Origin of the sequence: Mucilaginibacter corticis (assembly GCF_007558865.1) — a bacterium.
Taxonomy (GTDB): Bacteria; Bacteroidota; Bacteroidia; order Sphingobacteriales; family Sphingobacteriaceae; genus Mucilaginibacter; species Mucilaginibacter corticis.
This window is the reverse complement of the sequence record NZ_VLPK01000001.1, coordinates 1,589,067-1,611,447: the sequence shown is the minus strand read 5'-3', so window position 1 is coordinate 1,611,447 and position 22,381 is coordinate 1,589,067. Positions and strand designations below refer to the sequence as shown.

The following is a 22,381-nucleotide window of genomic DNA, read 5'->3' as shown; positions in this document are numbered from 1 at the left end:
ATCTTCTAATCTTTGTATTATATATCTTTATACAATATCTTCCGATTCCTCTTTTTCTCGCAAACCATTTATTCGTCATTGGTCATTGGTCATTAAGTCATTGCTGACTACTAACTTCAAACTGCCAACTCATAAACGGCCCGCTTTACTACATGATTTTCTATTTCCTAAAAGAACTTTCTCGGTGCCACTGTCGCAGTGAACCTTTTATAATTTTGACCTTCTTTCGAAGGTTAAATCTTCTGTTTTGTTGGTTACTTTTTATCGTAACTCTTTTCAATTCTCTGCTGAAATTCGCTTTCAGCTTTTTCGCCTTTCGGCCTCCCCCGTTTTGGGACTGCAAAGGTATAAACCTTTTTCTTCTTTCCCAAATTTATTTTAAAATAATTTGAGGGGGGGGGGGGGCAATATGTTTTAGAACATTTCCCGTTTGTTCGGGGTGCAAAGGTAAGTAAGTTTTTGTATCCTCCAAATTATATTTAAAATATATTTTGTTAACCTTTTTTATGTTTCTTAGAACGATCCGCGCTATCTCTTTTGCGGGCTGCAAAGGTACGCATAGTTTCCATCCATGCAAATGATTTGTATGAAAAAATAAAGGTGTACAATTAACACCCTGCAAATCAACCTGAAAAAATATCGCATCAAAATAAAAACACCTGCAAAACTGTAATTGAATAAATTTGAACTGTATGAAAATATTGGTCACAGGATCATCCGGGCAATTAGGGTCTGTAACGGTAAAACACTTAAAGGCGCATCAGCATACTATATATGGTATAGATATTAGCCCATCGGCCACCACTGACGAATTAGTGGATATTACCGACGCTGATGCAATAACTGCCGTTTGCCGTGACTTTGACGCTGTTATACATACGGCAGCTTTACATGGCAAGCATTATGAACTGGGCTATCCGCGATCTGCTTTTGTCAAAACAAATATTGATGGAACATTAAATCTTTTAAACGCCTGTATCAAAAATAACATACCCCGATTTTTGTTTACAAGTACCACCTCTATATATGGAGATGCTTTAGTAGACCATGAAAAAGCGGTTTGGGTTGACGAGTTACTTACAGAGCGACCGCGCGATATCTATGATATCACTAAGCAAACGGCAGAGCAGTTATGTAAAGACTTCTTTTATAAAGAAGGCCTGCAGGCCTCAGTATATAGAGTGGCCCGCTTTTTACCTGAAGATGATAACCTGAAACTTAATCATCGCCTATACCGGGGATTGGACGAACGCGACGGCACCGAAGCATTAAGGCTGGCCCTGGATACTTCCTTCTCAAATTTTGAGATCTTTAATATCTCGAGCGGCTCGCCATTTAAACATGACGACTTATATAATATAAAGCAGGATCCGGAACAGGCTATATTAAAGTATTATCCTGAGGCGGCAAAAATTTATAAAGCCAATGGCTGGCAATTTCCAAGAAGTATAGACCGGGTTTACGTTTACGACAAAGCCGCGCGATATTTAAACTATAAGCCAACTTTTACATTTGGACATCTGCTAAACAATATTAAAGGTTAAAAGATGTTAAAACTATATACTATATATATACATAGTAAAAAACACCTTATATCTTAGCTGCCTAAATAAATAATTGACTGATTTATAATATTCCTTATCTTTGCAAAATGTTTAAAAAACAACTTCCATTATTTGTTGGCTTATTAGTAGTGTTATTTTTAGCCGTAGCCGGCTGTAAAAGCAAATATGATAAGCTTAAGCTAAGTAATGATAATGCTAAAAAATTCCAGGAAGGCAAAAGGCTGTACGACAAGAAAGAATATGCCAAAGCATTGGGTTTATTTGAAACCCTGCTAACGCGTTATCGCGGGACGGATGGTGCTACCGATCTGTTTTACCTTAATGCTATGGCTAATTATAAGTTGAAGGATTATACTGCGGCAGCTTATCACTTTAATGAGTTTGCTACCTCATATCCTTCTGACTCAAGAGCTGAAGAGGCAAGGTTTTTAACTGCTTATTGCTATTACCTTGACGCGCCGGGATATTCTTTAGACCAGGAAAACACTTATAAGAGTATTGATAAACTGCAACTGTTTATTAACCTTTATCCAAAAAGCGACAGGGTAGCTGAAGCAAGTAAACTTATCCAGGACCTGCGTGACAGGCTGGAATTGAAAGCGTACTCTAACGCTAAACTATACTTAACTATTGGCGATAACCAGGCAGCAGTTATAGCTTTCGGTAATGTTTTGCGCGATTACCCGGATACCAAATATGCCGAAGAAATGGAGTATTTAACCATCAAGGCTCAATATGAGTATGCGCACCAAAGCCGTGAGTATAAACAAGAAGAGCGTTATACACAAGCCATAAGCTTTGCAGACCAGTTTGCGGATAAATATCCTAAAAGCGCATTCCTTGCAGATTCTAAAAAACTAAGAAAAGATAGCCAAACCGGCATCAACGATGCTAAAAGAATTATAGCCGAAGCGGCGGAGAACGAAAAACTTGCCCGCAGATTAATGAAGAAAGATTCGGTATATATACAACAAAGATCAGAGAACCAGGATATACATAAGAAAATCCCAAATTAATAAAGACATGAGTAACACAAATAATAATGCAAACAAACCTGCCGTTGCAAGCAGCACAGTAACACGCGATTTGCGCGAACTGGATGTAGAAACAGGAAACATTTATGAGTCGCTGGTAATTATGTCAAAAAGGGCAAACCAGATCTCAAACAATGTTAAAGAGGAATTGCATGCTAAGCTTTCTGAATTTGCGTCATCAAATGATAACTTAGAAGAGATCTTTGAAAATCGTGAGCAAATTGAGATCTCTAAATATTATGAAAGATTGCCTAAACCATCATTGGTTGCAGTTCAGGAATTTTTAGACGGCAAAGTTTACCACCGCAACCCGGTTAAAGAAGATTAATCGCCCCCGGCCCCCTAAAGGGGGAGGTATATGGCATTTGATATTAAACTCCCTTATGGGAGTTTTTTTGTCTGTTGTTTTTTCTAATTTTACTAAATATTCCCCCTTTAGGGGGTTAGGGGGCTTATGCTTGAAGGTAAAAATGTAGTATTGGGCGTATGCGGAAGCATTGCCGCGTATAAGTCGGCATTGTTGGTTAGGCTATTGGTTAAGGCCGGTGCCAACGTACAAGTGGTAATGACAACCGATGCTACCAACTTTATTACCCCTTTAACGCTCTCTACACTTTCAAAGAACCCGGTACTTACAGAATATTTTATTGCCGAAACAGGCGAATGGAATAACCATGTCGAGCTGGGCTTATGGGCCGATTTAATGATCATTGCCCCGGCAAGCGCCAATACGCTGGCTAAAATGGCCAACGGATTAACTGACAATCTGCTTACGGCAGTATACCTGTCTGCCAAGTGCCCGGTGTATTTTGCCCCTGCTATGGATCTGGATATGTGGAAACATCCGTCCACCACAGCCAACATCAGCATGATCCAATCTTTTGGTAATATCCTGATCTCGCCGGGTACCGGCGAACTGGCAAGCGGATTATATGGCGAGGGCCGTATGGCCGCGCCGGAAGAGATCGTAGTTTTTTTAACTGCCGATATCCTGAAGAAACTGCCGCTGGCAGGTGTTAAAGCCATGGTTACCGCCGGCCCTACTTATGAGGCTATTGACCCTGTACGCTTTATAGGCAACCACTCATCAGGAAAGATGGGGTTTGCCATTGCCGACGAGTTGGCTTCATTGGGTGCCGATGTAACTTTGATCTCGGGCCCATCCGCTCAGGTAAGCAAGCAGCGGTCTGTTAAGCGCATTGATGTGACATCCGCTGCAGACATGTTGGAAGCATGCCAGCAAAACTATCCCGATACTTCTATTTGTGTGATGAGCGCAGCAGTAGCCGACTATACCCCTGTAGACGTAGCTACACAAAAAATAAAGAAACAGGATGGCGATGGCCTTATCATCGAAACCAAAAAGACCACCGATATACTAAAGTATCTGGGCGACCACAAACACGACGGACAGTTGCTGATAGGCTTTGCTTTGGAAACCAACAACGAAGAGCAAAACGCTACTGACAAACTGAAAAAGAAGAACCTGGACTTTATTGTACTCAATTCGTTAGGCGATGCAGGGGCTGGGTTTAAAACCTATACCAACAAGATCACCATTATAGACCGGGATCTGCAAAAAACTACCTTCGATTTAAAAAGCAAGGAGGACGTAGCCAAAGATATCTGCCTGAAAATAACTACGCTGCTTAAAAAATGAAAGTAATCGGCCTGTATATAGCTTTACTGTTTTTAAGCCTCGGCGTTGCCGCGCAGGACCTTAATGCCCGTATAACCGTACTCTCTCCCAAAATACAAACCACCAATAAACGCATCTTCCAATCGCTGGAGACGGCAATGAAGGATTTCCTGAACGGCCATAAATGGCTTGCCGAAACCGTTCTGCCGCAAGAGCGCTTGGATTGCAATTTTGTGCTTACTGTTACCGCCTGGGATGGCGGCAGCAACTTTAGCGGCGAATTGCAGGTGCAGTCTTCGCGACCGGTTTTTAACTCAAATTATAATACCAACGTGCTGACTGTAAACGATAAGGACTTTGACTTTATCTACACCGATGGACAAACTATAGACTATTCCGACCAAAGCTTTCAATCTAACCTGAGTTCGGTAATGGCGTTTTACGCTTATATTATAGCGGGGATGGATAACGATACCTTTTCGCGTTATGGCGGCTCCTACTACTTTAACCTGGCGCAAACCGTGGTTACCAATGCGCAAACATCGTCTTATAAGGGATGGAAAGCGTTTGACGGCAATACCAACCGTTACTGGCTGGCAGAGAACCTGAACAACAAGATCTACGCGCCCCTGCGCAGCTTCTTGTATGATTACCACCGCAACGGGTTGGACCAAATGTCCGACAATGCGAGCAAAGGCCGAAAGGCTATCTCTGACCTGCTGCCTACTCTGACACAGGTTGACAGGCAACGGCTGGGCGCCATGTTTCCTTTGGTATTCTTTAGTGCCAAGAGCGATGAACTGGTGCAGATATATGCGCATACCGACTCACAGGCCCGCCTGGCTGCGTACAACATCTTCACCCAGGCCGACCCGGCTAACGGCATAAAATACCAGGAATTGCAGAAAAATTAAACAGAAAAACCCTGCCGTTGGCAGGGTTTTCTATGTTCAAAGACGTGTTTGTAAAAAGTCTTTATGCGCAATTAAAATGGCAGATCGTCATCCTCAGGAGCCGAGCTGATATCAGCCGGAGCCGCGTAAGCAGGGGCTGCATTGCTGCCGGCACCGCTTAATACGTTGATCTTCCATAATTGCATAGAGTTAAAATAACTCTTTTTGCCGGTCTTGTCGGTCCAGGGGCGACCTCTTAAATTAAAGAAAACCTCAACATCGTCTCCAACTTTAACATTATCTAATAAGTTGCAGCGATCTTGTATAGCTTCAAATTTCAAGTATTCCGGGTATTGCGGATTCTCTACGTATTCAACTATCAGTTCTCTTTTTTTAAGTGCTTCAGTAACCTGCGCGGTCGGAAACACTTCATGTACCTTACCCTTAATTTCCATAGTTCAAAAAATTATAAAGTGTAAAGTTAACAGATAAGAAATGTAAATCAGCACAATATCTGGCAAGTTTTCCACACTAAAAACAAAATATTCCACCAAAATAGCCGGGGCTTATTATTGGCTACAGATTACGGAAAAACCATCAAAAACAAATATTGTGGCTACGTTTTATAAAGGCTACTTTTGCAGCTTATCTTAATATTAAAAAACATAGCGGTTAGCACATATTTCTAACTTGCTGAATATCAAATAATGTCTGTTTTTAGCACCGAAAGTAAAATAATAATAACCTGTAATAAGCGGCTATCGCCCTACCTGCAGCAAGAAGTTGAAGAATTAGGCTTTACCCCAACACGGGTATTCCAAACCGGGGTTGAGCTGCAAGGCACGGTTACCGAAACAATCGCGTTAAATTTAAACCTGCGTTGCGCCAGCCAGATACTGTACCTGCTAAAAAGCTTTACAGCCGCCACTCCGCAGGAGCTTTATGATGAACTGGTAAAAATTGAGTGGGAAACATTAATAGATTTTACGGGCTATTTCTCGGTAACATCAAACGTTAATAACGAGCATATCCTTACACCGCTTTTTGCCAATGTTAAGGTAAAAGATGCCATTGTCGACCGGATAAAATCAGTAAAAGGCATCCGCCCAAATTCTGGTGCCGATGCTAATAAAACCGTGATACACCTTTATTGGCAGGACGATAAAGCCGAGATATTTCTGGATACCTCGGGCGAAACCCTGGCCAAACACAGCTACCGCAAAATACCGGGCAAAGCGCCAATGTTGGAGGCTCTGGCAACATCAACCATTGTGGCTACCCATTGGGACAGGAACAGCACCTTCATCAACCCCATGTGCGGGTCGGGCACACTGGCTATCGAGGCCGCTTTACTGGCTACTGATAAGCACCCGGGACTGTTCCGCATGAACTATGGCTTTATGCACATTATGGGTTATGACGAGCAGATCTTCTTTGCAGAGCGCCGGGCTTTAAAGGATAAATCAAAGAAAGATATCGGCTTTAAAATCATAGCCACAGATATCTCGCAGGATGCTGTGGATATATCGCAAAAAAATGCAAAAACCGCAGGTGTAGAACATTTAATAGAGTTTAGTGTTTGTGACTTTGAAGAAACCGACGTACCCGAGGCACCGGGCATTGTGATGTTTAACCCCGAATACGGCGAACGCCTGGGTGTACACAGCAAACTTGAAGCCACGTACAAACGCATAGGTGATTTCATGAAGAAAAATTGCCTGGGTTATAAAGGGTATATCTTCACCGGTAACCCGGACCTGGCTAAAAAGATAGGTTTGCGGGCATCAAGAAAAATTGAGTTTTATAACGGTAAGCTTGATTGCCGCTTATTAGAGTATGAATTATACGAAGGCAGCAAGCGCGAACCGAAAGAAGAAATATAACAAATGAAAAAGATACTGTTAATTGCCGTTATATCATTAACCTGCTTTTACGCTAAGGCGCAGGAAGAACTGGCTTTTCCTTTCCAGGGAGGTAAAGAAGTAATGTCAAAATTTTTTAAGGACAGCCTTGTTTTATCAGACCAGATCGTATCGCATAAGACCACAGGTACCGCGATATTTAAATTTACAGCCGATGAAAAAGGCAGTATCAAAAAAATAATTATCTATTACGCCGACGATATCACAATCACCCCGCCTATTATTGAGGCCTTAAAAAAATCAGACCGCAAATGGATCATCCCTGATCATGAAAAGTTTCATGATTTTATAATCCCTTTCAGCATCCGCTTTACACCGCCTGCTACCGGTAGCCCCGCGCTGCAAAAAGCAGTGTACACCGCTTACAGCAAACGCAAAGCCGTTGTTTCTTTTGACCAGGTGCCACTGGACATGGCAACTTTATTGCCCGCAGTATCAATTAGTTACGATATTACGCCGTAAAAAAATAAATTTCAACGAAAAAAAATAAATCTGAAGGCTCAAAAAAAACGTAGTTAGGGGTGTAACCCCTAAACAACGTATGAGCAATAAAATAAAATTGAAGATCAAGGCGATAGCTGCGGCTATCCGAAAGAAAAGAGAACAGAAAAATTACACACAGGAGTACCTGGCTTATAAGCTTAATATCTCGCAGAATGCGTATAGTAAAATTGAGCTTGGATATACAAAAATTACTGTAGAGCGGATCTTTCAAATAGCTGAGGTGCTTGAAATTACCGCCAGCGAATTGCTGGAGTTTCCTAACGATGATGCGGAATCGGAACTTTTAAATACCGGTACCGACTGACAGCTTGTTATATTTACGCACTAATTTGCAAATATGGATCACGCTGCTATCATTAATAAAACTACAAAATTTGTACAAGACACCCTTAAAAACGCAGAGGGTGGGCATGATTGGTGGCACATCTATCGTGTTTGGACAAATGCCAAACTGATAGCACAGACCGAACAGGCCGACCAGCTTACCATTGAGCTGGCCGCGTTGCTGCACGATATTGCTGACAGCAAATTTCATAACGGGGATGAAGAAATAGGGCCTAAAACTGCCGGCGATTATTTGCAAAGTATAAACATTGATGCTGATGTTATACTGCATGTGCAAAACATCATCAGGTATATGTCTTTTAAATCAGGATTTGATAAACCTGTTTTCCACTCGCCCGAATTAGCCATTGTACAGGATGCCGACAGGTTAGATGCCATAGGCGCTATCGGCATTGCCCGGGCCTTTAGCTATGGCGGTTTTAAGGGCCGGGAGATCTACAATCCCGAAATAAAGCCCGATCTGAACGTGAGCAAAGAGGCGTATAAAAATACCACCGCACCAACCATCAATCATTTTTACGAAAAGCTTTTGCTGCTAAAAGACAAAATGAATACCGAAACGGGTAAAAAGTTGGCACAACAACGCCATGCTTTTATGGAAAATTACCTGGAGCAATTTTATTTTGAATGTAAATAATAATATTTTTAGACAAGTCTAAAAATATTATTAGCTTTGCCTAATATTAATTAACTATCTAAATAGATGGCATTAATATTTACTTAACATAAATAGCTCACCTTTGGCAGGCAAACATGAAAAAACACATACTATTCTATCTATTAATATTAAGCGCTGTTAAAGTTTTTGCGCAGGATACCCTAAAGCAGGAAAATTTTAACTTTCACTTTCAGCAAACTATCATTACCCAGTATAAGCCTGCTTTCAGCGCAAAATATACCGGCGCTAATAGTTTAGTAACAGGGCTTGAAACGCAAAGTTCACTCACCTCAACGCTTTACGGTGGCGCCAGGTTATGGAAAGGGGCTGAAGCTTATTTTAACCCTGAAATATCCGGCGGATCAGGCTTAAGCAGAACAACGGGTGTGGCGGGTTTCCCTAATGGTGAAACGTTCAGGGTGGGCAGTACAGCCCCTGCAATTTATATTGCCCGTTTATATTTCAGGCAAAATTTTGAGTGGGGTGCTGATAAAGATACCATCCAGCCCGACCTTAACCAACTTGGCGGATTGCGCAGCAAGCGCTATTTCTCCATCACTGCCGGAAAATTTGGCATGGCCGATTTCTTTGACGGTAATGAATTTAGCCATGACCCGCGTACGCAATTTATGAACTGGGCTTTAATGGATAATGGTGCATGGGATTACCCGGCAAACACGCGGGGATATGCCATGGGCTTAAACGCCGAATTGGGTCAGCCCGACTGGACGCTGCGCTTTGCTTTTACACTTTCGACTACCAGTGCCAATGGCTCAATAATTGATCAAAAGGTTAACAAGGCTAACACCCAAACCATAGAGTTTGAAAAACGGTATACGCTGAACAACCAAAAAGGTACGGTACGCATATTAGGGTTTTTAAATAATGGCAAAATGGGCAATTACCAACAGGCACTTGCGTTAAGCCCGACCGCGCCAAATGTGGATACCACGCAGGCCTACGGTCGCCATAAATATGGATTTGGCATTAGCGCCGATCAATACCTGACCAATGATTTTGGTGTTTTTGCCAAACTAAGCTATAACGACGGGCATACCGAAACCTGGTATTTTACAGAGATTGACCGCTCGGTAAGCTTTGGCGCGCAATTAAAAGGTACTTCATGGAAACGCAAGAATGATGAGCTGGCGTTGGCATTTATAGGCAATGGCTTATCGGCACCGCACCGCAGCTACCTGGCAGCCGGTGGCTATGGCTTTATTATTGGCGATGGCAAACTAAACTACAGCACAGAAATGATAGCCGAGCTTTATTATAAGATCGATGCCTATCAGCATAAATTCTTCCTTTCGCCCGATTACCAATTTATCGTAAACCCGGCCTATAACAAAGACCGCGGGCCGGTAAATGTGTTTTCTATCAGAGCACATGTGGAGTTTTAAGCGATCGGCTTAATGTAAAAAAATCAACATAATCATACCATTAACAATATAAACGCCGTTAATTCGCAGTATGAAACGTATTGTCGCCCTGGTTATCCCCTTATTGATCTTAGTAAATATTGCCTTAGCGCAAAAAGTTGTCATCTTAAAATCTAACATTAAATTTCAGGTTAAATACCTTGGTGTAAATACCGGTGGTACCATAAACGGGCTGCAGTTAAACATGGCTTTTGCCCCTGATAATTTAAACAGCAGCACCATTGAGGCCATACTTGACGTAAAAACCATCAATACCGACAACGACCTGCGCGATGGCCACCTACGCAGCGATGAGTTTTTTGATATTGCAAAATATCCCGCCATCACCATGAAATCCATCTCGTTCAAACATAAAAGCGGCGACAACTATACCGGCCAGTTCAATCTTACTATAAAAGATAAAACCAAGGTATTTGAAATACCTTTCACCTATACCACGGCTACAGCCAACACCGCTACCTTTAAAGGCGGCCTTAAGCTAAACCGCCTTGACTTTGGTATTGGGGGTAGTAGTATGGTTGTTGGTAATGAGGTATCGGTAAGTATTGAGGTTGATGTGGCGAAGTAACTCCTTATTAAATTAAACGCGTCGTAGCGCTCTTGGCCGCTAAGGCCCTATTACTTTTTGCTTGATCAAAAAGTAACAAAAAATCAAGTCAGCAAAGATGCTTCTTTACGCTCATGGCCTTTGCCCGGCAGTCCAGGTAAAACCTCGGGCCGCGCCTCTTTTGCCCCGCTATCGCACCCATGACCCCACGCTTCAGCAAAACCTGCGAATGCCCGTGCCAACTCGCAAGCCCACCATTGTTTTACCTTCCCTCACCCGAAGCTTTTTTGCTGACATTTCGTTTTTAACAATAATCTCGTATTTGTACAAAATCCCAAAAAGAGCGTAAAGGCCCGCCAATTCGCCGGGCCGGGTGTCTGGCCTGTGCGGATGAAGCGATCGAATTGGCTTGATTTTTTGGTCCCTTTTTCATCTAAGGAAAAAGGACTAGGCCTTAGCGGCCATGAGCGTCACCAAGCGACAGGTAAACCGTTTGATAAGCTTGTGTAGAGATTGCCACGCTATCGCTCGCAATGACGTTACGATAAACATGACTTATAATTCAACTACTCCAACCCTATCTTCTGATGCTGATACGGTATCTCCACATTGGCAAAACCATGCTGATTAAGCGTTTTGGCAAAATGTTGCTGTACATCGTACTCGCCATGCACCAGGAAGATCTTTTTAACAAGCTTAGGGTCCTGGCATTTTAAAAAGTGCAGCAGGTCCTCGTAATCGCCATGGGCGCTCATTGATTTGATGGATCGTACCTCGGCCTTAACTTCGTACTTATCGCCAAATATGTAAACTTCGTGGTCGCCGCGCAGCAGGTGGCCGCCAAGTGAGTTCGGTTCGCAATAGCCCACAATTAAAATGGTGGTTTTGGCGTTGCCGATGTTGTTTTTAATATGGTGCTTCACCCTGCCCGCTTCGGCCATGCCAGATGATGAGATGATCACACAAGGCCGCTGGTCGTTATTTAAAGCGATAGATTCTTCGGTCGACTGCACAAAACGCAAGCCCTTAAACGCGAACGGATCGGCATCAACTTTTAAAACTTCTTTTACGCCATTATTATAAACTTCAGGGTGATTTTTTAATACCTGTGTAGCCTGGTCGGATAATGGGCTGTCCACATAATAAGGCACATCTGGCAAAACACCCTTTAACTCGAGCGAGTTTAGCGCGTACAACAACTCCTGCGTACGGCCCACACTAAATGCCGGGATAATTACCTTACCCTTTTTTACCAGGCAGGTTTGTTTGATCACCTCGAGTAAGGCATCCTCAATAGGTGCCAATTCTTTGTGAAGCGAATCACCATAGGTTGACTCCAAAAGGATATAATCTGCCTGCGGGAAACGTTGCGGGCTTTTTAAAAGCAGATCGCCGTAGCGGCCTACGTCACCACTAAAAGTGATGTGTGTTTCCTTGCCATCTTCGTTCACCACCAAGTGCACGGCGCAGCTACCCAGTATATGCCCTGCATCGCTAAAATGAAACTTAACATTTGGTGTAATGGCATATTCTTCATGGTACTCAACTATCTTGAATAAGCGCAGGGCATCCATGGCCTGATCCTCATTATATAAAGGTTCAAGCAAGGGCAAGCCTTTTTTAGCGCGATGCTTGTTGCTGTATTCCACATCGCTCATCTGGATGCGTGCCGAGTCCATCAGCAAAATACGGGTAAGGTCCATCGTTGCCGATGTGCAAAAGATCTGCCCGTTAAATCCCTCGGCCACCAGGCGCGGTATCAGTCCGCAATGGTCAATATGTGCATGCGACAGGATCATGTAATCCAGCTTTTTAGGATTAAACCCAAAGTGTTCGTTCAGGCTTTCGGTGTTTTCACCCAGGCCCTGGAACATGCCACAATCCAGCAAAATGCCGGTTCCATCCTGTAAATGTATTAAATGCTTACTGCCGGTTACATTACGGGCGGCGCCATGAAAAGTTATATCCATTGGTATAATTCAGGTAAAAGATTGGACAACGAAGGTGATAAAAAAATATTTAATAAAATAAAAACTAAAAAATTAGTTGTTATTATCATTTATAACTAATAACTTCGTTTAAAGATTATAAACCCCGATAATTAAACGCACAACACCATGGAGATTAAAGAACTAACCCGCGCCGAAGAACAATTAATGCAGATACTTTGGCAGATAGAAAAAGGCTTTGTAAAAGATGTGATGGAACACTTGCCCGAGCCTAAACCGGCTTACAACACGGTATCAACCATCATCAGGATACTGGAGGCAAAAGGCTTTGTGGCCTATAATGCATTTGGCAAGAGCCACCAGTACTACCCCATCATCAGCAAAGAGCAATACCAAAGTTTTGCTACGGATAAACTGATGAACGGCTACTTTGATAATTCGGTAAAACATATGTTCTCCTACTTCGTGAAGAAAGAAAAAATCGACCTGAAAGAAGCCGACGAGATCATGAAACTGATTGAGAAACTTAAAAACAAATAGTTATGAACTGGTGGCATTATTTATTACTGGTAAATTTTTACCTGGTATTATTTTTTGGCTTTTACGCGCTGCTGCTACGCCGCGAAACCTTTTTCCAGCTGAACAGGGTGTACCTGGTGGCGTCGGCGCTATTGTCGTTCTTTATTCCGCTGATACAGGCCGACTGGGTAAAGAACCTGTTTATCACGCAGGAGGTACAGGACACTATTTATAGCGGGCCAATATCGGTAGTGTATAATTTTACCGTAAGCCCCGAAGTCACGCACGCCATCACCCTGGGGCAGGTATTTAACGCCATCTATATAGCTATTACCGTTTTTCTAATATTAAGGCTTTTTTGGCAATTGCTCATCCTGAAAAAAGAGATCGAAAAACCGTCAGCATCGGCAGCATATTCATTTTTTAAGAAGATAAGTTTAGGCGATAAGGCATCGCAGTCAAAGATCATAGCTGAGCATGAACAGGTACATGCCGGCCAATGGCACTCAGTAGACGTAATGATCATTGAAATGGTGATGATCATTAACTGGTTTAACCCGGTTGTGTACCTGTACCGTTTCGCCATTAAATATATCCACGAGTTTATCGCCGACAGGCAGGTGATCAACGCCGGCACAGACAAAGCCGATTATGCCCTGCTATTGCTCAGTCAAACCTTTGAAGTGGACACCCATAACCTTGTTACACCATTTTTTAACCGAAGCCTTTTAAAACAAAGAATTATGATGATGCAAAAAGACAAATCGCACCGCATAGCCCTGGCAAAGTACGGGCTATCCGCACCTTTATTTATTTTGATGCTGATATTTTCGTCAGCTACGGTAAACAACAGCAAGGCTGTAAAGGTGATCAACAAAAAGACGGAAACGATATTATCCATGCCCGCCAATGACATGATCACTAATGATAATAACAATGCGTTACCCGAACTCGAAGCAGTTAAAGACACCACAAAGGATACTAAGATCTATAACCAGGTTGAAACACAGCCGCAGTTTCCGGGCGGCTTAATAGCATTCGGCAAGTTTTTGGGTGCAAACATTCACTATCCGGCCGCCGACCGCGAAGCCAAAGTGCAGGGTACTGTGATAGCCACATTTGTTGTAGAAACAAGTGGTACTTTATCAAATATCAATGCGGTACGCGGCCCGTCTGCGGCTATGAAGAAAGAGGCGTTGAGGGTACTTTTGTTATCGCCCAAATGGAAACCCGGTTATCAAAATAACAAAAAGGTGCGTGTGCTATATACCGTTCCGATAAAATTTACCCTGGATAATGTCAAAGCTGCCGTTGTAGATGATAAAGACAAGATCCACCTTACGGTTGATAAGCAACCAAGTTTTCCGGGCGGGTTAGAAGCATTTGGCAAATACCTGGGCAATACCGTTAAGTACCCGGCCAGCGACAGGGAGAAGGGTACCAGCGGCAGGGTGATCTGCACGTTTGTTGTTGAAAGAAACGGTACCCTTACAGATATTACAGCACTTAACGGGCCAAGCCAAGCCATGAAGGACGAATCTGTACGTGTATTAAAGCTATCGCCAAGATGGCAGCCCGGCCTGCAGGGAAACAAACCGGTACGGGTGCAATATACCGTGCCTATAAGTTTTGTTATAGGTCCGGCAGACAATACAGCAGACGACAAAGGCAAGGTATATTCGACAGTAGAGAAACAGCCTATGTTCCCGGGCGGCCTCGAAGCGTTTTCAAAATATCTCAGCACCAATCTCCGCTATCCGGAGGAAGATAAAAATAACGGAGTTGCGGGCCGGGTGATCGTAACATTCGTAGTTGAAAAAGATGGCACTTTGTCTGATATCAAGGCTGTACGCGGCCCGTCAGAAACATTGAAGAATGAAGCAGTAAGAGTGCTCACCAGATCGCCTAAATGGCAGCCGGGATATCAGAATAATCAGCCGGTAAGGGTGTCTTATGCTGTACCTATTGCCTTTACAGCGCAAGGTGATAATAAAAAGCCATCGACAGGCGCTGTGCGCGATACCACGCAAAAGTTAGGCGCAGTCGGAAGCCCTCTTTATATCATTGACGGGCATGAACTTGAAATGGGTTCGGCCCCGCTTGCAACAATTCCGCAAGACGATATTGCTTCTATGGAAATTTTAAAAGATGAAAACGCCACAAAACGCTACGGCGATAAGGGTAAAAACGGCGTAATATTAATAACAACCAAAAAAAATGGCGGCGCTTTAAAAGAAGTTATGGCTAATAATACGCCGCCATTATTTTTTGTTGATGACAAGGAAATTAAGATCAAGTCTGCCAAAGAAGGATTGGCAATTGTTCCGCAAGACAAAATTGCACTTATGGAAGTATTTAAGGGCTCGGAAGCTATTAAATTATTCGGAGACAGAGGCAAAGACGGTGTAATTAAAATTACAACAGTTGATGGTAAAAAAAAGATAAATTATATAAAATAAATGATATAGTGCCAACCCTTAGCCTCTACCTTGCCGGTCGCTGGTAAAAACAAAACCGATACTAAACCTTAATAGTAGTTAAACTACACAAGCCAAGCCCTGCGTTTACACCGCAGGGCTTTTTTATTTGTTTTTGATATTATCCTAATTACTATATTTATCATCAAAATATACCTATATAAAACAAACCTAAATCATGAACCTATCAAATAAACAAAAAGCAAGCCCATGCCTTTTTATTTTAATACCGTTGTTCGCGCTTGCAGTTTCTCCGGGTAAAGCTAAAAACATCACGAGACCATTAACCGATACCACACATGCTAAAATATTTTCGGTAGTTGAAAAACAGCCGCAATTTCCGGGCGGTATGCAAGAGTTTGGAAGGTTTTTAGGCAGTACTATTCATTACCCGAAGATCGACAGAGATAATAAAGTTGGAGGCAGAGTAATTGTAACATTCGTTGTTGAACAAGACGGAAGCTTGTCAAACATAAAAGCGGTACGCGGGCCATCAGAAACACTTATGCAGGCAGCCGTTGATGCGCTTTCGCAATCGCCCAAATGGGAGCCGGGTTATCAAAATGGGCGCACGGTACGCGTAGCTTATACCGTACCAGTGAGTTTTACCTTGCCTAACCAGGAACCTGCTGCGCCCGGGGCTACTCAACAGCCCGCCGATAAGGTATTCGGTCGAATTGGGGATCAGCCAATGTTTCCCGGAGGTTTCGATGAATTTGGAAAATACCTGACAAAGGCCATCCGCTATCCGAAAGCCGATCACGACGCCGGTATCGCAGGGCGTGTGATATGTACGTTTGTTGTAGAGAAAGATGGTTCATTAACTGATATAAAAGCCGTTCGCGGCCCATCAGAAACGCTAAATGACGAAGCTGTAAGGGTTTTAGCAGCATCGCCTAAATGGGTGCCTGGCAAAACGGCTGATGGGCAACCGGCACGGGTAGCTTACACTGTACCTATTAATTTTCAATTAGACGGCAAAGGCAATGCCCCGATGGGCGGCAAACCTATTTTACCGACAACAAGCATTGACACTATATTAATGAAACTGCACGCGGCACCCAATAGCCCGTTGTTTGTGGTTGACGGGGTAGAGTATGGCATGGATAAGCCATTGCCTGACCTTAAAAAAGAAAATTTAGCCTCGATGGAAGTTTTAAAAAATGAAGCCGCAACAAAACTTTACGGCGATAAGGGTAAAAACGGGGTTATCCTGATCAAAACCAAACATCCGGAAAGCACAAGCGGCGCTAAACCCTAAAACAGCAAAAATTGTCATTTCGATAGAGCATCCGTGTGGACTGCGGGAAAGCCGCGAAAGAGAAATCTTTTACAAAATACAGGTCTAAAATGTATAGGTAGAAGATTTCTCCTCACACCAAAGCGCAATAGCCCTGCAGGTTCGTTCGAAATGACATCGCGATTTTCTTATCCAAAGCCCACATTAGTTTGAGATTTAATTTTCATTGCTGACGCTGACCCCATACTTTATTGCTGCTTCAAGTACGTTGATATTTATATCATTCAATTTTTTAAATTTGATGCAATAACCCGTAACGCTGGCTTTGCCTATCTCTTTTCCATAAGTCTGGGGCAAAAATGTTTTATCCTTAATACCCATAATATAAACAGAAATGCCGGTTGTATTTGCACTTAAACCAACCTGAAAAAAATCCCGTGTCTTGCCATCCGCATACTTTATGGTGTATGATCCATAACCTATGCTGGGGTTACTAAGCGTTTTGTTTTGGCTGTCTTTTCCATTGTCAAACCATAGTTTGCAACCCGGTAAAACTTTAAGTATATGATGATGCAGCGTTTGCATATCACTGCGCTTTTGTTCAGGCTGGCTGGTTATATATGCGTCGATCTGTTCTTGTACGTCCATATTAAATATTAATATACAGGTTATTTATTTTTTGGAAAGTATTTTTTCTTATTCAATGCGCTATCCGCTGGTATAAATAATGTGCGGTCAAATTGAATATCATTTATTTATATAATATTAATTATATTTATTTAACCAATTAATAAGATGTATGAACTGGAAACTTATTTTTCAACTATCCGTTTTTGGCCTTATCATGGCATTTGCCACCATATCGCTCATCCCCGAAAAAATTGAACCTGTTTTTTGGGTGATCATATTCGCGTTTTGTGCATACGTTATTGCAAAAGCGGCACCGGGCAAATATTTTTTACATGGCTTTTTGGTAAGCCTGGTAAACTGTGTCTGGATAACCGCTGTACACTGTTTCTTTTATGACAGCTATGTTGCACACCACCATGACATGGCCGCCATGTACACCGGCATACACCCGCGTAAAATGATGCTGGTTTACGGGCCTGCGTTTGGCATTATGTTTGGACTGGTGCTTGGGTTATTTGCTTTTATAGCCTCAAAAGCAGTAAAAAAAACAGCATAACAATTAATGGTTTACACATAGCATTTTTTAAAATAAACAAAAATGTTATGCATAAATTATTAATTTTGCCGTAGACAAGAACTAAAAATATAATATATAATGAAACCTTTCATTTCAAGATCACTTTACGGTTTTTTAAATTACAGCATAGCGTTGTTATTACTTGTATCGCCATGGTTGTTCAAATTTTCGCATGTTACTATTGCAGCAGGTTTATTAATGCCGCTTTTAATGGGCTGGTTACAGCTGATCATGTCTATCTTTAGCGATAACCCGCTTGGCTTTAACAAGCTTAAAGTGTTCCCTATGCAAATGCAAAACTTTGTTGACGTTTTAATGGGATCATTTTTATTAGCGTTACCGTGGACCTACGCTTTCTCAGGCCAGGTATTTTTACCACATTTTATTTTAGGTTTGGCTTTATTGCTAAAAGGAATTTTTGCAGTTGAGTCGCCTTTTTTAACCAGGCCACACCGCACTTTACCTGAAGGTGGCATCAGTTCGACAGACAGCTTAGAAGGCAGACTGAACCACTAAGGTTTAAAACATAAAAAAAGCGGCATGACTTATAAGTTGTGCCGCTTTTTTGCGTTAATAGCTTTACGAAAAGTGAGTTATTAAAATTTGCTGATCAAACTGATGCGCAAAACCCGCATCCTAAACCTTTATAAATTTTCACAGTCATAATACCACAAAGAACAATAAATTAAACCGGTAACATCATGAAAGTAATAAGGCTATATTTAGACTATTATTTTAGCAGTTCTGCAAGGCTATCGCATTTGGTATGCCATGCAGGGATCTACTAAAAAAGAAAAGGGTTGAAAATTAAATTTTCAACCCTTTTTTATATGATGTAATAAATGTATTAGTCTATTACAGCTACTTTAAGCATATTAGTTTTGCCTTTGGCAACAATTGGGATAGAAGCCGTATTAATTACAACGTCTCCCGATGCAACCATTCCCTCTGCTTTTAGGATATTATTTACATCGGCAATAGTTTGATCTGTGCTTTCAACTTTATCATAATAAAAAGTACGTACGCCCCATACCAGGCTAAGCGCGTTCAATAGGTGTTTGTTTGCAGTGAAAATAAAGGTACGTCCTTTAGGGCGATAGCTTGATATCTCAAAAGCAGTATAGCCTGATGTGGTCATAGAAACAATACCTACAGCATTTGTATGTTCTGCCAGGTAAACAGCCGATTCGCATATCGCATCGCTTAAATAACCCGGTGAGGTAGGATCTGATATGGTACCTTTATCAGCATTATAAGGATAACCCAACTCTTCAACGTTACGAACAATTTTAGCCATTGTTTCAATAACGATCAGCGGGAACTCGCCTACTGATGTTTCGCCGCTAAGCATCACCGCGTCGGCACCATCAAGTACAGAGTTGGCAACGTCATTAACCTCGGCACGTGTAGGGCGCGGTGTGGTTATCATTGACTCCAGCATCTGCGTAGCTACAATCACAGGTTTAGATGCCGCACGGCATTTACTGGCGATCATTTTTTGCAGCAAAGGTACTTCTTCTAAAGGCATCTCAACACCCAGGTCACCACGGGCAACCATTACGCCGTCTGTAGCGGCAACAATGGCATCGATATTTTCAATCGCTTCGGGTTTTTCAATTTTGGCAACAACCTTAGCTGCTTTGCCGCTACGGGCAATAACTTGCTTAAGCTCGGTAATATCATCTGCATTACGCACAAATGAAAGACCGATCCAGTCAAGATCCCATTCAAGAGCGTACTTAAGGTTGCCCATATCCTCTTCAGTTAAGCTTGGGATAGATACTTTAGTATTAGGCAGGTTAACGCCCTTACGCGAGGTTAAAATGCCACCGTGCACCACTTCGCAAACTACAGTATCAATTTTATTGGTCTCAATAACACGCATCTGGATCTTTCCGTCGTCCAATAAAATAATTTCATTGGCCTGTACATCCTGCGGGAAAGTATCATAAGTGATATAGATCTTGTTATCATCGCCTATACACTCATGCGTAGTAATATTAATATGGGTACCGTTTACCAGGTGTATGCCACCATCTTTTACCAAACCGATACGTATTTTCGGCCCTTGCAGATCGGCAAGTATGGCCACATTGGTTTTATGCTGGTCGTTTATTTCCCTGATCAGGTCGACAAATTTCTTATGATCTTCCGGTTTTCCATGCGAAAAGTTAAGGCGGCAAACGTTTACGCCGGCTTTAATCATAGCTAACAATGTTTCTTTTTTGGCACAGGCCGGGCCCATTGTAGCAACAATTTTAGTACGGTTATAAGGTATATTCATAGTTATTGGGGGTTCCGTTTATTAGGTTAAGCATAGTATAAATGCTGTACAGTCTTTTTAAAATTCGGCGCTAAAATAAGAGATTTTCGCGTGATTTTATTTTTTTTGGATCAATCTTTACCGCCGCGACAATCTCAGGTATGCGGTTTAATGCCGAAATCAGTTTTTCAAGATCATTATCGTCAATATAATTTTTAATCATTAAAAAATAATCTGCCTTTTTCATTTCAGGGATCAGGTATCCGTCAGAGCCTTTATTACCTATAAAAAAGAAATCTGTCTCGCTGGCTTCCCAGTTATAAGTATACAATGAAAAATAAACAGGATTAATTGAGGGGTATATATCAACAGCCAGATCGTCTGTTTTGATGAAATTAAAGTTTAAATATTTGTTAATAAGATAACAAACCCGGTAGTCTTTTAGTGATGTTGTTACCGCGATGAGCACAAAATCAAGATCTATCTCAAACTTTAAAAATTTCCTATTCAATTATGATTACATTTACGCCGGTAAAAATACAAATTGAAACCTTTTCAACTAAAATTTTGTTAGTCACTAAACTAAAAAGTTTTAGATTTGATATTTGATAGATTTTATTTTTCTTTGCACTGAAATTATTAATCATTAAACTATAATACTATGTCTGATATCGCTTCAAGAGTAAAAGCTATAATCGTAGAAAAATTGGGTGTTGACGAAAGTGAAGTAACACCTGAGGCTAGCTTCACCAACGACCTTGGTGCTGACTCTTTAGACACCGTGGAACTTATCATGGAGTTTGAAAAAGAATTTAATGTGGCTATCCCTGACGATCAGGCTGAAACTATCGGCACAGTAGGTCAAGCCGTAGCTTACCTTGAAAAAAACGTTAAATAAGCTCTCCTTAATTCAATTAGATGGGGTTTAAACGAGTTGTAGTAACCGGGCTAGGGGCACTTACTCCTATTGGCAATAGCGTTCCAGAATATTGGAACTCTTTGATCAATGGAGTAAGTGGCGCAGCTTTGATTAAGAGTTTTGATACAACATTATTCAAAACCAAATTTGCGTGCGAAGTAAAAAACTTTGACGCAGACGCTTTTTTGGGCAGAAAGGACGCGCGTAAGCTTGATCCTTTTGTGCAATACGCCCTGTATAGCACCGAAGAAGCAGTAAAAGACGCAGGTCTGGATTTTTCTAAACTGGATACCAGCCGTATCGGAGTAATCTGGGGATCAGGCATTGGTGGTTTAAAAACGTTTTTAGATGAGGTGGTTAACTTTGCCAAGGGCGATGGTACACCCCGGTTTAATCCGTTCTTTATACCTAAAATGATTGCTGATATTGCCCCGGGCCATATCTCTATTAAATACGGGTTGCGCGGTCCAAATTTCACAACAGTATCTGCTTGTGCATCATCAAACAATTCGCTGATAGACTCTTTTAACTATATCCGTTTGGGTAAAGCTAATATGTTTATAAGCGGTGGGTCTGAGGCTATTATTAATGAAGCCGGTATAGGCGGATTTAATGCCATGCACGCGCTGTCTGTACGTAATGAAGACCCGGCAACGGCATCGCGCCCGTTTGATCTTGACCGCGACGGTTTTGTTGCAGGTGAAGGTGCAGGTACCATTATTTTAGAAGAACTTGAACATGCAAAAGCACGGGGTGCTAAAATTTATGCAGAAATGATGGGCGGCGGCATGAGTGCCGATGCTTACCACATGACTGCTCCGCACCCTGATGGCCTTGGCGCCGCGCTGGTAATGAAATCAGCTTTGGAAGATGCCGGCCTTACAGCATCAGATGTTGATTATGTAAACGTTCACGGAACATCTACTCCAATTGGTGATCCGCAGGAAATTAAAGCTATACAAGATGTATTTGGCGACGATATTTACCGTATAAATATCAGCTCGACAAAATCAATGACCGGCCACTTATTAGGTGCGGCGGGCGCTGTTGAAGCCATTGCATCAATACTGGCGTTAAATCATGGCATGATACCGCCAACCATTAACCACTTTACTGACGACCCTACTTTTGATCCGAAAATAAACTTTACGTTTAATAAGGCGCAAAAAAGAGACGTTAATATTGTGCAAAGCAATGGCTTTGGCTTTGGTGGCCACAATGCTTCTGTAATATTTAAAAAGTACGAAGCTTAATAATA

The 22,381-nt window shown here is 42.0% G+C and carries 23 protein-coding genes; 18 read left to right on the top strand and 5 right to left on the bottom strand.

Going from position 1 to position 22,381, the window contains the following annotated elements; all coding sequences use genetic code 11:
* Nucleotides 1-692 precede the first annotated feature (692 nt).
* The 5 genes from FO440_RS07015 (at nt 693) to porD (ending at nt 5,152) form a co-directional block, all read left to right on the top strand.
* Nucleotides 693-1,544 carry an NAD-dependent epimerase/dehydratase family protein gene (locus tag FO440_RS07015; RefSeq protein WP_144247493.1) on the top strand — a complete coding sequence of 284 codons (852 nt, stop codon included), beginning with the start codon at nt 693-695 and terminating at the stop codon, nt 1,542-1,544.
* A 107-nt stretch (nt 1,545-1,651) separates the two neighbouring features.
* Nucleotides 1,652-2,581, top strand: coding sequence for an outer membrane protein assembly factor BamD (locus tag FO440_RS07010; protein ID WP_144247492.1), 930 nt, complete (start codon nt 1,652-1,654; stop codon nt 2,579-2,581).
* A 7-nt stretch (nt 2,582-2,588) separates the two neighbouring features.
* Nucleotides 2,589-2,927, top strand: a complete 339-nt coding sequence (locus FO440_RS07005; protein WP_144247491.1) for a DNA-directed RNA polymerase subunit omega — start codon at nt 2,589-2,591, stop codon at nt 2,925-2,927.
* A 126-nt stretch (nt 2,928-3,053) separates the two neighbouring features.
* Nucleotides 3,054-4,259, top strand: coding sequence for a bifunctional phosphopantothenoylcysteine decarboxylase/phosphopantothenate--cysteine ligase CoaBC (gene coaBC, locus FO440_RS07000; protein ID WP_144247490.1), 1,206 nt, complete (start codon nt 3,054-3,056; stop codon nt 4,257-4,259).
* Entirely contained in the window at nt 4,256-5,152 is an 897-nt protein-coding gene (gene porD / locus FO440_RS06995; RefSeq protein WP_144247489.1) for a type IX secretion system protein PorD, read from the top strand. Before coaBC ends, porD begins: the two co-directional genes overlap by 4 nt.
* Nucleotides 5,153-5,223: 71 nt before the next feature.
* On the opposite strand, the gene FO440_RS06990 is transcribed toward porD, so the two are convergent.
* Nucleotides 5,224-5,586, bottom strand: a complete 363-nt coding sequence (locus tag FO440_RS06990) for a DUF3127 domain-containing protein (RefSeq protein WP_144247488.1) — start codon at nt 5,584-5,586, stop codon at nt 5,224-5,226.
* 252 nt (nt 5,587-5,838) lie between these two features.
* Between FO440_RS06990 and FO440_RS06985 the strand changes: the two genes are divergently transcribed.
* From FO440_RS06985 to FO440_RS06960, 6 genes are all read left to right on the top strand, one after another.
* Nucleotides 5,839-7,014, top strand: coding sequence for a THUMP domain-containing class I SAM-dependent RNA methyltransferase (locus tag FO440_RS06985; protein ID WP_144247487.1), 1,176 nt, complete (start codon nt 5,839-5,841; stop codon nt 7,012-7,014).
* Nucleotides 7,015-7,017: 3 nt separating this feature from the next.
* Nucleotides 7,018-7,515 carry a hypothetical protein gene (locus tag FO440_RS06980; protein WP_144247486.1) on the top strand — a complete coding sequence of 166 codons (498 nt, stop codon included), beginning with the start codon at nt 7,018-7,020 and terminating at the stop codon, nt 7,513-7,515.
* Nucleotides 7,516-7,594: 79 nt separating this feature from the next.
* Nucleotides 7,595-7,861 carry a helix-turn-helix domain-containing protein gene (locus FO440_RS06975; protein WP_144247485.1) on the top strand — a complete coding sequence of 89 codons (267 nt, stop codon included), beginning with the start codon at nt 7,595-7,597 and terminating at the stop codon, nt 7,859-7,861.
* A 33-nt stretch (nt 7,862-7,894) separates the two neighbouring features.
* Nucleotides 7,895-8,539: an HD domain-containing protein gene (locus tag FO440_RS06970; RefSeq protein ID WP_144247484.1), complete on the top strand. Its 645-nt coding sequence runs from the start codon at nt 7,895-7,897 to the stop codon at nt 8,537-8,539.
* Nucleotides 8,540-8,655: 116 nt separating this feature from the next.
* Nucleotides 8,656-9,963 carry a carbohydrate porin gene (locus tag FO440_RS06965; protein ID WP_144247483.1) on the top strand — a complete coding sequence of 436 codons (1,308 nt, stop codon included), beginning with the start codon at nt 8,656-8,658 and terminating at the stop codon, nt 9,961-9,963.
* 70 nt (nt 9,964-10,033) lie between these two features.
* Nucleotides 10,034-10,570, top strand: coding sequence for a YceI family protein (locus FO440_RS06960; RefSeq protein ID WP_144247482.1), 537 nt, complete (start codon nt 10,034-10,036; stop codon nt 10,568-10,570).
* A gap of 545 nt (nt 10,571-11,115) precedes the next feature.
* Here FO440_RS06960 and FO440_RS06955 read toward each other — a convergent pair.
* Nucleotides 11,116-12,519 carry an MBL fold metallo-hydrolase RNA specificity domain-containing protein gene (locus tag FO440_RS06955; RefSeq protein ID WP_144247481.1) on the bottom strand — a complete coding sequence of 468 codons (1,404 nt, stop codon included), beginning with the start codon at nt 12,517-12,519 and terminating at the stop codon, nt 11,116-11,118.
* 147 nt (nt 12,520-12,666) lie between these two features.
* Here FO440_RS06955 and FO440_RS06950 point away from each other — a divergent pair, with 147 nt between their 5' ends.
* From FO440_RS06950 to FO440_RS06940, 3 genes are all read left to right on the top strand, one after another.
* Nucleotides 12,667-13,038 (top strand): BlaI/MecI/CopY family transcriptional regulator, encoded by a 372-nt coding sequence (locus FO440_RS06950; protein ID WP_144247480.1) that lies wholly within the window; start codon nt 12,667-12,669, stop codon nt 13,036-13,038.
* Between the two features lie 2 nt (nt 13,039-13,040).
* Nucleotides 13,041-15,476 carry a M56 family metallopeptidase gene (locus FO440_RS06945; RefSeq protein ID WP_144247479.1) on the top strand — a complete coding sequence of 812 codons (2,436 nt, stop codon included), beginning with the start codon at nt 13,041-13,043 and terminating at the stop codon, nt 15,474-15,476.
* 196 nt (nt 15,477-15,672) lie between these two features.
* Nucleotides 15,673-16,755 carry an energy transducer TonB gene (locus tag FO440_RS06940; RefSeq protein WP_144247478.1) on the top strand — a complete coding sequence of 361 codons (1,083 nt, stop codon included), beginning with the start codon at nt 15,673-15,675 and terminating at the stop codon, nt 16,753-16,755.
* A 195-nt stretch (nt 16,756-16,950) separates the two neighbouring features.
* Here the strand turns inward: FO440_RS06940 and FO440_RS06935 are convergent, their stop codons facing one another.
* Complete coding sequence (locus FO440_RS06935; protein ID WP_144247477.1) at nt 16,951-17,382, bottom strand: DUF1801 domain-containing protein; 432 nt, start codon at nt 17,380-17,382, stop codon at nt 16,951-16,953.
* 151 nt (nt 17,383-17,533) lie between these two features.
* Here FO440_RS06935 and FO440_RS06930 point away from each other — a divergent pair, with 151 nt between their 5' ends.
* Both FO440_RS06930 and FO440_RS06925 read left to right on the top strand, forming a co-directional pair.
* Nucleotides 17,534-17,920, top strand: a complete 387-nt coding sequence (locus FO440_RS06930) for a hypothetical protein (protein WP_144247476.1) — start codon at nt 17,534-17,536, stop codon at nt 17,918-17,920.
* Between the two features lie 99 nt (nt 17,921-18,019).
* Nucleotides 18,020-18,457: an SPW repeat domain-containing protein gene (locus FO440_RS06925; RefSeq protein ID WP_144247475.1), complete on the top strand. Its 438-nt coding sequence runs from the start codon at nt 18,020-18,022 to the stop codon at nt 18,455-18,457.
* A 331-nt stretch (nt 18,458-18,788) separates the two neighbouring features.
* On the opposite strand, the gene pyk is transcribed toward FO440_RS06925, so the two are convergent.
* Together pyk and FO440_RS06915 are read right to left on the bottom strand one after the other, a co-directional pair.
* Nucleotides 18,789-20,225: a pyruvate kinase gene (gene pyk, locus FO440_RS06920; RefSeq protein WP_144247474.1), complete on the bottom strand. Its 1,437-nt coding sequence runs from the start codon at nt 20,223-20,225 to the stop codon at nt 18,789-18,791.
* Between the two features lie 70 nt (nt 20,226-20,295).
* On the bottom strand, nt 20,296-20,715 hold the full coding sequence (locus FO440_RS06915; protein ID WP_144247473.1) for an IPExxxVDY family protein: 420 nt from the start codon (nt 20,713-20,715) through the stop codon (nt 20,296-20,298).
* A 150-nt stretch (nt 20,716-20,865) separates the two neighbouring features.
* Here FO440_RS06915 and FO440_RS06910 point away from each other — a divergent pair, with 150 nt between their 5' ends.
* Together FO440_RS06910 and fabF are read left to right on the top strand one after the other, a co-directional pair.
* Nucleotides 20,866-21,102, top strand: coding sequence for an acyl carrier protein (locus FO440_RS06910; protein ID WP_031266521.1), 237 nt, complete (start codon nt 20,866-20,868; stop codon nt 21,100-21,102).
* Nucleotides 21,103-21,122: 20 nt separating this feature from the next.
* Nucleotides 21,123-22,376 carry a beta-ketoacyl-ACP synthase II gene (fabF, locus tag FO440_RS06905; RefSeq protein WP_144247472.1) on the top strand — a complete coding sequence of 418 codons (1,254 nt, stop codon included), beginning with the start codon at nt 21,123-21,125 and terminating at the stop codon, nt 22,374-22,376.
* The last annotated feature ends 5 nt before the right edge of the window (nt 22,377-22,381 follow it).

Excerpts from the sequence above, each read along its gene's own strand:
- FO440_RS06940 (WP_144247478.1), top strand. The coding sequence starts at position 15,673 with ATGAACCTATCAAATAAACAAAAAGCAAGCCCATGCCTTTTTATTTTA.
- FO440_RS06930 (WP_144247476.1), top strand. The coding sequence starts at position 17,534 with ATGAACTGGAAACTTATTTTTCAACTATCCGTTTTTGGCCTTATCATG.
- porD (WP_144247489.1), top strand. The coding sequence starts at position 4,256 with ATGAAAGTAATCGGCCTGTATATAGCTTTACTGTTTTTAAGCCTCGGC.
- FO440_RS07010 (WP_144247492.1), top strand. The coding sequence starts at position 1,652 with ATGTTTAAAAAACAACTTCCATTATTTGTTGGCTTATTAGTAGTGTTA.
- FO440_RS06990 (WP_144247488.1), bottom strand. The coding sequence starts at position 5,586 with ATGGAAATTAAGGGTAAGGTACATGAAGTGTTTCCGACCGCGCAGGTT.
- FO440_RS06950 (WP_144247480.1), top strand. The coding sequence starts at position 12,667 with ATGGAGATTAAAGAACTAACCCGCGCCGAAGAACAATTAATGCAGATA.
- FO440_RS06945 (WP_144247479.1), top strand. The coding sequence starts at position 13,041 with ATGAACTGGTGGCATTATTTATTACTGGTAAATTTTTACCTGGTATTA.
- FO440_RS06985 (WP_144247487.1), top strand. The coding sequence starts at position 5,839 with ATGTCTGTTTTTAGCACCGAAAGTAAAATAATAATAACCTGTAATAAG.
- FO440_RS06975 (WP_144247485.1), top strand. The coding sequence starts at position 7,595 with ATGAGCAATAAAATAAAATTGAAGATCAAGGCGATAGCTGCGGCTATC.
- FO440_RS06960 (WP_144247482.1), top strand. The coding sequence starts at position 10,034 with ATGAAACGTATTGTCGCCCTGGTTATCCCCTTATTGATCTTAGTAAAT.
- pyk (WP_144247474.1), bottom strand. The coding sequence starts at position 20,225 with ATGAATATACCTTATAACCGTACTAAAATTGTTGCTACAATGGGCCCG.
- FO440_RS06970 (WP_144247484.1), top strand. The coding sequence starts at position 7,895 with ATGGATCACGCTGCTATCATTAATAAAACTACAAAATTTGTACAAGAC.
- fabF (WP_144247472.1), top strand. The coding sequence starts at position 21,123 with ATGGGGTTTAAACGAGTTGTAGTAACCGGGCTAGGGGCACTTACTCCT.
- coaBC (WP_144247490.1), top strand. The coding sequence starts at position 3,054 with ATGCTTGAAGGTAAAAATGTAGTATTGGGCGTATGCGGAAGCATTGCC.
- FO440_RS06965 (WP_144247483.1), top strand. The coding sequence starts at position 8,656 with ATGAAAAAACACATACTATTCTATCTATTAATATTAAGCGCTGTTAAA.
- FO440_RS07005 (WP_144247491.1), top strand. The coding sequence starts at position 2,589 with ATGAGTAACACAAATAATAATGCAAACAAACCTGCCGTTGCAAGCAGC.
- FO440_RS07015 (WP_144247493.1), top strand. The coding sequence starts at position 693 with ATGAAAATATTGGTCACAGGATCATCCGGGCAATTAGGGTCTGTAACG.
- FO440_RS06955 (WP_144247481.1), bottom strand. The coding sequence starts at position 12,519 with ATGGATATAACTTTTCATGGCGCCGCCCGTAATGTAACCGGCAGTAAG.
- FO440_RS06910 (WP_031266521.1), top strand. The coding sequence starts at position 20,866 with ATGTCTGATATCGCTTCAAGAGTAAAAGCTATAATCGTAGAAAAATTG.
- FO440_RS06925 (WP_144247475.1), top strand. The coding sequence starts at position 18,020 with ATGAAACCTTTCATTTCAAGATCACTTTACGGTTTTTTAAATTACAGC.
- FO440_RS06935 (WP_144247477.1), bottom strand. The coding sequence starts at position 17,382 with ATGGACGTACAAGAACAGATCGACGCATATATAACCAGCCAGCCTGAA.
- FO440_RS06980 (WP_144247486.1), top strand. The coding sequence starts at position 7,018 with ATGAAAAAGATACTGTTAATTGCCGTTATATCATTAACCTGCTTTTAC.